Source organism: Olsenella sp. An285, from assembly GCF_002159625.1.
Lineage (GTDB): Bacteria > Actinomycetota > Coriobacteriia > Coriobacteriales > Atopobiaceae > Thermophilibacter > Thermophilibacter avicola.
Map to the genome: position 1 here is coordinate 21,919 of NZ_NFIZ01000019.1, position 7,493 is coordinate 29,411.

The window sequence follows — 7,493 nt, forward strand, 5'->3', positions numbered from 1 at the left end:
CAGGCCGCACTTGAGGCCGGGGGCGAGAAGTGCGGGCGAGAAGTGCGGGCGGCCCCTCGGAGGATGCCGCCAGGTGCGGCCGAGAAGAACGGCGCGGGCCGAGGTTCTTCTCGACCCGCGCCGCATGACAAGCCTGGACCCAGGCGCTACTTGCTCACGCCGGCCCTGCGCTTGGCGTCCTCGATCTGCTCGAGCTGCTCGTCGGTGAGCCGGATGCCGCCGTGCGCGTGGGCGCCAAGGCCGCACGCCGAACCGTCCCCGCGCGACACGGAGTCCTCGAAGCGGTCGCTCCCGGTGTAGGGGGCCACCGCGTCGTGCGTCACCGGGTCGGCCGGGTTCTCCAGGCGAAAGCCCGCCTCGCGGTTGGTGCGGTAGTTCTCCTTGGCCACGGAGATCATGAGCTTGATGCGGTTGAGCTGGTTCACCTCGGAGGCGCCGGGGTCGTAGTCAACGGCCACGATGTTGCTCTCGGGGTGCATCTGGCGCAGGCGCTTGATGACGGCCTTGCCCACCACGTGGTTGGGCAGGCACGCAAAGGGCGAGCAGCACACGATGTTGGGCGTGCCGGTCTCGATGAGGTCGACCATCTCGGCGGTGAGCAGCCACCCCTCGCCCATGGTGTTGCAGAGGGAGAGGACCTTCTCGGCCTTGGCGCCCAGCTCGAAGATGTCCGGGTACGGCTGGAAGCGCGTGGTCTTCTCGAGCATGCGGTTGATGGGCTCGCGGAAGCTCTCGATGAGCTTGATGCCGGCCTTGTGCGTGAGGCGGCTCGTGGCCTTGGTGCCGAGCTCGTCCTTCATGTTGATGGCGTTGGTCATGCCAAAGAGGAAGAAGTCCACGAGGCCGGGCACGTTGGCCTCGCAGCCCTCCTGCTCGATGACCTTGACCACCTGGTTGTTGGCCGTGGGGTGGAACTTGACCAGGATCTCGCCCACCACGCCCACGCGCGGCTTGGAGCGGTCGTTCTCAAGCGGCAGCGTCTCGAAGGCGTCGATGGTGCGCTGGCAGAGCTGGTAGAAGCGGCTGCGCCCGCCGGAGACCACGAAGCCCTTGGCCTCGGCCATCATGCGCTCGTAGAGGGCGTCCGCGGAGCCCGGCGTGGCCTCGTAGGGGCGCGTGCGGTAGAGCAGCTGCATGATGAGGTCGCCATAGAGGAGCACGTAGACGGCCTTGAACAGGATCTCGGGCTTGAAGATTGAGAAGCCCGGATTGTCCTCGTCCAAGCCGCTCGCCGCGGTGAGGGAGATCACAGGGACCTCGGGGTGGCCGGAGTCGCGCAGCGCCTTGCGGATGAGGGCGATGTAGTTGGTGGCGCGGCAGCCGCCGCCCGTCTGGGTGATGATGACGGCCGTGCGGGAGAGGTCGTACTCGCCGGAGAGGACGGCCTCCATGATCTGACCCGTGACCAGGATGGACGGGTAGCAGATGTCGTTGTTCACGTACTTGAGGCCGGCCTCCACGGCGCCCTGGTCAACGGAGGGCAGGAGCACCACGTTGTAGCCGGACTGCTTGAGAAGGACCTCGAGAAGGTCAAAGTGGATGGGCGCCATCTGCGGCACGAGGATGGTGTAGCCGGCCTTCTGCATGTCCTCGGTGTAGCGGACCTTCTCGAAGGCGGCGCTGGCGGCCTCGCGGTAGACCGGCACGCGACCCTCGGCCGTCTTGCGGGCGCGCTCGATGGAGCCGTCGGCGTTGTGCACGCCCACGGGCTCGACCTCGCGCACCTGGCCCCTGGACGCGGCGCGGCGGAGCTCCTCGCGCTGCTCGGAGAGGGCGGCCATCAGGGAGCGGATGCGGATGCGCGCGGCACCGAGGTTGGACACCTGGTCGATCTTGAGGACGGTGTAGATCTTGCCGGAGGCCTCGAGGATCTCCTGGACCTGATCTGTGGTGAGGGCGTCAAGGCCGCAGCCAAACGAAAAGAGCTGAATGAGGTCGAGGTCGTTGCGGGAGGCCACGAAGCGCGCGGCACGGTAGAGGCGGCTGTGGAACATCCACTGGTCGACCACGCGGATGGGACGCTCGGGCTTCATCTTGTGCGCGACGGAGTCCTCGGTGAGGACGGCGAAGCCGAAGGAGTGGACGAGCGCCGGGATGGCGTGGTTGATCTCCGGGTCGTTGTGGTACGGGCGGCCGGCGAGGACGATGCCGTGGGCGTCGTGCTCCTCGATCCAGCGCAGGGCCTCGTCACCGGCGCGGTGCATGGCGTCCTTGAAGGCGAGGTCCGCCTCCCAGGCCTCGTTGACGGCGGCGTCGATCTCGGCACGGGTGATGCGCTCGCCGCGCACGCGACCGTGGCCGGCCTCCGCGTCCTTCTCGCGCTGCTCGACGATGAGCTCGTAGAGGCGGCGCTTGAGCTCCTTCTTCTTGTCATACGGGATGAAGGGCGAGAGGAACTCCACGGTGCCGTGCTCGCCGAGCTCGTCCATGTTGAGCCCCAGGGCCTGCGGGTAGCTCATGACGATGGGGCAGTTGTAGTGGTTGGTGGCGCCGTCGTCCTCCTGGCGCTCCCAGCGGATGCAGGGCATCCAGATGAAGTCGGGGTCCTTGCCCAGCAGGTTCATGACGTGGCCGTGGCTGAGCTTGGCCGGGTAGCACACGCTCTCGGAGGGCATGGACTCGATGCCGGCGTCGTACGTGGCCGCGGAGGTCTGGTCGGACAGGATGACCGAGAAGCCCAGCTTGGTGAAGAACGCGTGCCAGAACGGGTAGTTCTCGTACATGTTGAGCGCGCGCGGGATGCCCACGGTGCCGCGGGGCGCCTCCTCCGGGGAGAGCGTCGGGCGGTCGAAGAGCAGCTTGTTCTTGAAGTCAAAGAGGTTGGGCGCGTCGTTCTTCTTGGCGCGGGAGCCGCCGGCGCCCTTCTCGCAGCGGTTGCCGGTGATGAAGCGGCGGCCGCCGCCAAAGTCGTTGATCGTGAGCAGGCAGTTGTTGTTGCAGCGCCCGCAGTGCACGTTGGTGTGCTTGACCTGGAGGTTGTCGATCTCCTCACGGGAGAGGAGCGTGGAGGTGCCGTACGCTCCGGCGCGGTCGCGGGCGAGAAGGGCCGCGCCGTAGGCGCCCATGCAGCCCGCGATGTCCGGGCGGATGACGTCGCGCCCGGTGAGGACCTCGAAGGCGCGCAGGGTGGCGTCGGACATGAAGGTGCCGCCCTGGACCACGCACCACTGGCCGATCTCGTCGAAGTCGCGCAGCTTGATGACCTTGAAGAGGGCGTTCTTGATGACGGAGTAGGAGAGGCCGGCCGCCACGTCGCCGATGGTCGCGCCCTCCTTCTGCGCCTGCTTGACGCGGGAGTTCATGAAGACGGTGCAACGGGAGCCCAGGTCCACGGGGCTCTTGGCGGTGACGGCCACCTTGGCGAAGTCCTGGACGGTCATGTTCATGGACACGGCGAAGCTCTCGATGAACGAGCCGCAGCCCGAGGAGCACGCCTCGTTGAGCATGATGTGCTCGATGACGCCGTCCTTGACCTGCAGGCACTTCATGTCCTGGCCGCCGATGTCCAGGATGAACTGAACGTCCGGGACGAAGGCCTTGGCGCCGCGCAGGTGCGCCACGGTCTCGATCTCGCCGGAGTCCGCGCGCAGGGCCTCGATGAGGATCTGCTCGCCGTAGCCGGTGGTGGTCACGTGGCCGATGGTGCAGTCGGCGGGCATGTGGTCGAAGATGTCGTCCATGATGCGCTGCGCCGTGCCGAGGACGTCGCCGTTGTTGTTGCCGTACCAGGTGTAGAGGAGCTCGCCGTCCTCGCCAACCACCGCGGTCTTCATGGTGGTGGAGCCGGCGTCGATGCCAATGAACACGCGGCCGTGGTAGCTGGTGAGGTCGCCCTTGGGCACCACCTGCTTGTCGTGGCGCTCCTTGAACTCCTCGTAGTCCTCCTGGGTCTGGAAGAGCGGCTCCAGGCGCGCGACCTCGGAGCCCTGGGTGTCGTGGAGGTCCTCGAGCAGGCGGATGGCCTCGTCAAAGGTGATGTACTTCTCGGACTCGCCGGCCAGCGCCGCGCCGGTGGCCACGAAGAGGTGGGCGTTCTCCGGGACGATGCGGTGCTCCTCGTCCAGGTTGAGCGTCACGTAGAAGCGGTGGCGGAGCTCGGAGAGGTACTGGAGCGGGCCGCCGAGGAAGGCCACGTAGCCGCGGATGGGGTGGCCGCACGCGAGGCCCGAGACCGTCTGGTTGGCCACGGCCTGGAAGATGGAGGCGGCGATGTCCTCGGGCTTGGCGCCCTCGTTGAGCAGGGGCTGGACGTCGGACTTGGCAAAGACGCCGCAGCGGGAGGCGATGGCGTGGATCTGCGTGGCGCCCTTGGCGAGCTCGTTCAGGCCCGCGGCGTCCGTGTGCAGCAGGCTCGCCATCTGGTCGATGAAGGCGCCCGTGCCGCCGGCGCAGGTGCCGTTCATGCGCTGCTCGATGCCGTTGTCGAAGTAGATGATCTTGGCGTCCTCGCCACCGAGCTCGATGGCGCAGTCGGTCTGCGGGATGAGGGTCTCCACGGCGCGCTTGGAGGCGATGACCTCCTGGACGAACTCGAGGCCGAGCCACTTGGCCAGCAGCATGCCGCCGGAGCCCGTGATGGAGACGCGCATGGGCGCGGAGCCTATGACCTTGCGGGCGCGGGCGAAGAGCTCCTTGGCGGTAGCACGCACGTCCGTGTGGTGGCGCTCGTAGTTGGCGTAGACGAGGTTGTCCGCGTCATCGATGACGGCAAGCTTGACGGTGGTGGAGCCCACGTCGATGCCCAGGCGCAGGTGCGCGTGGGAGAAGTCGGTCGGGCGCGCCGGGGAGAGCTCCGCGCCCTCCTGCTTGAGCTCGAGCGGCTTGGCGGCGAGGGCGGCCCTCTCCGCCTGGATGGAAGCAGCGGTCTTACTCATTAGTTGTCCTCCTTGGAGCACATGGCGGCAAGCGCGAAGCTCGGGATGTCAAGTTCGATGGGACTGTCGTAGAGGTCGCCGGGGCGCACGAACATGAGCGCGGTCATGAGGCGCGCCATCGTGGGGACGCTCTCGCGCATGCCCCCGTCGAGCCAGCGCAGCAGCACGCCCACCTCGGCAGAGATGGCAAACGTGAGGTAGTAGTCAAAGAGGGGCCCCAGGGCGCGCAGGTCCAGTCCGTCCAGGGCGCGCATGCCCACGACCTCGTGGACCACGGTCTTAATGCGCTCCGCGAAGGCCGGGTCTCCCCCCTTGCCCAGGAGCGGGCGCAGGTAGTCCCCGCGGTCGCGCACGGCGGCGAGAAGAGCCTCGGCGCCGGGTGCGGCCTCGCCGTGGTCGAGCGCACGGCGCAGGTCGTCCAGGTGGCTGGACGCGATGCGCGCGAGCGGGGCACGGAGCTCGGAGAGCGTCTCGTCCTCGATCTGGCGCACGAGGTCCGGAATGTCACGGAAGTGGGAGTAGAACGTGCGGCGCGTGACGCCGGCGCGCTCCGTGACGGCGGTCACGGTGACGCGGGAGAGGTCGCCGGTAGCGGAGATCTCCTCGGCGAGGGCGCGGCGCAGGGCGCGGCGGGTGCGCACGCTCCTGCGATCGGTGCTGAGCACGCATTCCTGCATGTGGCGGGTCGTCCCTTCGACGTATTGCACAGCTTGCGTAGTATTGCACAACCTGTGCAGAAACCTTGCGGCGCGGGGGCAGCCACAGCTTCTCCACGGTGCCGGGTTGACAGTTTGCTCAGGTCCAACTGTCAACCCTCGGTGGGGCGTCGCGGTTTCTGGAGCCAGGGCACGGATTCCGGGTGGGGGATAGCCGTCCCGAGCCGTCCTCGGACGGGCCCGCCTCCGTTATTCCACCCCGGAGAGGGGAAGAACTGAGGCCAACTCTCCCAATTTCGAGGTTTTGCCCCGGTTGTCCCACTTTCGGGAGGGGAACAACGATCCCAAGCCGCAATGCCCGGGCGTCGACACGGACCGGCCGGCCGCCATTCTCCGTCGTTACCCTGCCGGGGACGTAACAACCCGGGGCCTGCAGGGGGTGCAAGGGGATGCGCCTTCGGCCGGCTCTGCGTCGTTACCCTCTCAGGAGGGTAACGACAGGGGTCATCTTGGCAGATTCGCCGACTTGAGCGCCGTCCCTACACCCCCGAGGGTGTAACAACCGGCCTGCTGCCGCGCGGCTCGGCACGACGCCCGCAGCATCAGCCGTTGTATAAAATGGATGCGATTCCCATGGCCGCCCCCACGCGCAGGCCGCGCGGCCGGACCACCAACGGAGGCGAGATGGCAGCGTATACAACCGTCACGTCGCTCGGGGACTTTGGTCCCTGGATCTCCAAACTCGTCCTGGACTTCCCGCACGCCGTGAGCGCGGACGAGGCCTCCCCCGCCACCTTTGGCATCGCGTGCACGCGCCGCTCCAAAGGGCCGGAGCAGATCGCGCTCGACGGAGGGCACGTGGAGGCGCGTGCCGCCTATCCCTGCTCGGAGGACGGCTCGCCGCTCCCCGAGGCCACGCACGTGGCGCTTGAGCTCGAGGACGTCCCCCTCAACAGGCGCGTGGACGGCGATGCCAGGCGCTCGTTCTTCGTGACGAGCAACTACCACGTGACGCACGCCTCGGGCCTCGTCTTCGACGAGTGCGCCGGCGACTCCTGCCCCGACCTTGCCGGATGGCGCGAGGACGTTCAGACGGAGGCCGTCGACGGAGTGCGGCTGGGATACGGCTACTACGACCCGCTCCTCTCGGCCGGCGGAGGCGAGAAGAACAAAGGGTCGATGCTCGGCCAGGTCCCGCTCATCGTGTGGCTGCACGGCGCCGGCGAGGGTGGGACCGACGTTGGCCTCGCCTACCAGGGAAACCGCGTGACCGCACTCTCCCAGCCGCGAATCCAGGGCTACTTTGGCGGGACCGCCTGGGTGCTTGTGCCGCAGTGCCCCACCTTCTGGATGGACGACGGCGTAGAGCAGCTCGGTCACGTGAACGAGAGCATCTACGTGCGCCCGCTCAAGGCGTTGATAGACGAGTTCGTTGCCGAGCGGACGGGGCTCGTGGACACCAGCCGCATCGTCATCGGCGGCCTCTCCAACGGCGGCTTCATGACCGTGCGCATGTGCCTCGACTATCCCGGCGCCTGGGCTGCGGGCATTCCGGTATGCGCACCCTTCTTCGAGGAGAGCCAGACGCCCGAGAACGTGGCCCAAATCGCGCGGACGCCGCTCTGGTTCGTCCACGCTAGGACCGACCGGCTGGTTGACCCTACGACCACGTCCCTCCCGCTGTGCCGAAGGCTGCGCGAGGCGGGAGCGGAGGCCCACATGACCCTCTTCGACCGCATGGAGGACCTCACCGGCACCTATCACGAGCCCGACGGCAGCCCCCTGCGCATCGCCGACCACAACGTCTGGATCCACGTCTACAACGACTTCTGCCAAGAGGAGCAGGGATGTCGGTCCGTGAGCCTCTGGGAGTGGGCCGCCAGCAAGCGCCGCTAACGGGACTGACAGGGTGGTTGCCGACAGAGGGGACGGGGTGGTTTGTCATGTCTTGACATGACAAACC

General features: G+C 67.6%; 3 protein-coding genes. 1 reads left to right on the forward strand and 2 read right to left on the reverse strand.

All coding sequences use genetic code 11. The features are described 5' to 3' along the window. Window positions 1-146: 146 nt before the first annotated feature. Window positions 147-4,874, reverse strand: a complete 4,728-nt coding sequence (locus tag B5F79_RS10265; RefSeq protein WP_087221223.1) for a 2-hydroxyacyl-CoA dehydratase — start codon at window positions 4,872-4,874, stop codon at window positions 147-149. Next, complete coding sequence (locus B5F79_RS10270; RefSeq protein WP_241147318.1) at window positions 4,874-5,539, reverse strand: TetR/AcrR family transcriptional regulator; 666 nt, start codon at window positions 5,537-5,539, stop codon at window positions 4,874-4,876. The genes B5F79_RS10265 and B5F79_RS10270 overlap by 1 nt, the downstream gene beginning before the upstream one ends. 675 nt (window positions 5,540-6,214) lie before the next feature. On the opposite strand from B5F79_RS10270, the gene B5F79_RS10275 reads away from it, so the two are divergent. After that, on the forward strand, window positions 6,215-7,426 hold the full coding sequence (locus B5F79_RS10275) for a hypothetical protein (RefSeq protein WP_087221229.1): 1,212 nt from the start codon (window positions 6,215-6,217) through the stop codon (window positions 7,424-7,426). Window positions 7,427-7,493 lie beyond the last annotated feature (67 nt).

Excerpts from the sequence above, each read along its gene's own strand:
- B5F79_RS10265 (WP_087221223.1), bottom strand. The coding sequence starts at position 4,874 with ATGAGTAAGACCGCTGCTTCCATCCAGGCGGAGAGGGCCGCCCTCGCC.
- B5F79_RS10275 (WP_087221229.1), top strand. The coding sequence starts at position 6,215 with ATGGCAGCGTATACAACCGTCACGTCGCTCGGGGACTTTGGTCCCTGG.